This is a genomic window from Bacteroidota bacterium, from assembly GCA_034723125.1.
GTDB lineage: Bacteria > Bacteroidota > Bacteroidia > CAILMK01 > JAAYUY01 > JAYEOP01.
The window spans coordinates 1-2,243 of record JAYEOP010000413.1; the positions used below are offsets into that span (position 1 = coordinate 1).

1 protein-coding gene is annotated in these 2,243 nt (G+C 29.6%); it reads left to right on the top strand.

Going from position 1 to position 2,243, the window contains the following annotated elements; translation table 11 throughout:
- The first annotated feature begins 459 nt into the window (after positions 1 to 459).
- Positions 460 to 1,932 carry a Fic family protein gene (locus tag U9R42_11015; GenBank protein MEA3496556.1) on the top strand — a complete coding sequence of 491 codons (1,473 nt, stop codon included), beginning with the start codon at positions 460 to 462 and terminating at the stop codon, positions 1,930 to 1,932.
- Positions 1,933 to 2,243 lie beyond the last annotated feature (311 nt).

Genomic DNA, 2,243 nt, shown 5'->3' on the forward strand with positions numbered 1-2,243 from the left:
GCCAAAATGTCCTTATATTTGACAAAAATTTAATTGGTGGTTAGGGTTATTAGACAGGCTGTCGTTAAGTATAATTTGGCTATTAAAAGTTGAGTAAAAGGGAAAAGACTGTATTGTTTTGTTGTATAGTGAAAATTTTTATTATCTTTGTGAATAGATTTAAGATACATTCAAAATTTATTAGGATATGAAAATATTAGAACTACAAAATTTATAAGCCATTGGATAATATTGAATTATGAAATTTTTTAACAAAACATATAATGGAAATATAATGAGTGGTCATTATATCCACTCGTTGGCATTCATTATAAATCACAATAATTATCCTAATCTCTGTTAATAGAGACAATATCGGATTAGAATAATTAAATAGAATATTGTAAATTTGGGTAATAATAAATTACTAAATATCATAAAGGTAATTTGAATTTAGTTTTAATAATATATTGAGAAATCATGGAAGAAAAAAAGATTTACAGATTGTGGAATCATATCGAATTAACTGATAATTGGAGTAATTCTGACACATCTACACTTGATGATATTTCTTCTTCTTGGTATGAGAGAAGAGAAGTTCTCCAAAATAATTCTAAAGAATACCAAGAATTTATAACTGAATTAAAGAGAGAACACGCAATTGAGACTGGAATTGTTGAAAAAATGTATGACCTTGAAAAAGGAATTACAGAGACTTTTATTAAAAAAGGTTTTTATGAATCATACGTAAGTCATAATGACACAAACGTTCCTGTGCCCAAACTCCTCGCACACCTTTCTGATCATCTTAATGCTGTTGATTTTGTGTTTGATGTCGTTAAAGAAAATAGAGATTTAACGATTGGATTTATAAAAGAATTACATGCTTTGGTAAGCAGACATCAAGATTATGCAGAAGGTAGAGATCAATTTGGAAATAAAACTAAAATACCTTTATTAAAAGGCGATTTTAAAAAGCATGAAAATAATCCGACAAGAGAAGACGGTATTGTAATTCAATATTGTCCGCCTGAACATACAGAGGCAGAAATGGACAATCTTATATCATTGTATAATAAAGCAGAGGCAAACAATATTCACCCTTTAATATGTGCTACTTGGTTTCATCATGCATTTACAACAATACATCCATTTCAAGATGGCAATGGTCGAATTGCAAGATTATTAGCAAGTTTAGTCCTAATCAAGAGTGGATTTTTCCCATTTACTGTTCTGAGGGAAGAAGCAAAAGTAAAATACATCAACGCACTTGAACAGGCAGACAAGGGGCAACCTCAAATGCTAATTGATTATTTTGCTGAAGTCCAAAAAAGGCACATTGAAAAAGCATTAAATATAAAAGAAGTTTCAAGCACCTCATTTGAGGAGATTGCTGATATTTTTACAGGAAAAGTAGAGAAATGGCAAAAATCTGAAAAAAAGGAACGAGAGAATTTATTAAATAATGCAAGAAGTAAAGTTTACGATTTTTGTAACAACTATCTTATTGAGGCAAAAGAAAATCTTGAAAAGAGACTTAATGGGGGGACGCGTTTAACTATTGAATCATGCTCACCTTTAGATTCTGAAAATCAACATTATTATCAAGGTCAGATCATTAAGTATGCGAAAAAACATGATTACTATTTCAACAGATCATTACCAAAAGGGTGGTTAGCTTTCCGAATAGAACTATCTGAAGATAAACGATATCAATTAGGCATAACAGTTCATCATTATGGATATGATGATAATACTCTTGCAATAGGAGCATTTTTAGAATTTTTGCAATCTGATAAAATTAAAGAGCGATTAGACTCAACTTTACCATTAGAGATAAAACCTCACGTCATATCAATTTCTCATGACATAGAATCAAAAGAGAAAAATATACGCACATTTTTAGAAAATGCAATTACTTTAACATTAGCCCAAATAGCCAGTGAAATATAAATAACGAAATGCCAACAATGGCTCATACTGCATATCATAATTAGCTGTAAACATGAATGTTATGTTCCATAATTTAATATATTTATAAGCAGAAATATTAGTAATATTAATGCGGTACGTAGCATAGCCTAGTCGTCAGACTGTCTAAAAAAATCAACAATTTGTAGATAAAGATAATTTGCCGCCAAAGGAATAATTTCTATTTTTATACTATGAAATTTATACAAGGGAAAGACAGAAGACAGTCATATATTTTTCAACATCACTGGAAGAAGCAATTAAAAAAAATGCAACCTAAAAAAGCAAATTAC

Coding starts and splice junctions, on each gene's coding strand:
- U9R42_11015 (MEA3496556.1), top strand. CDS start 460: ATGGAAGAAAAAAAGATTTACAGATTGTGGAATCATATCGAATTAACT.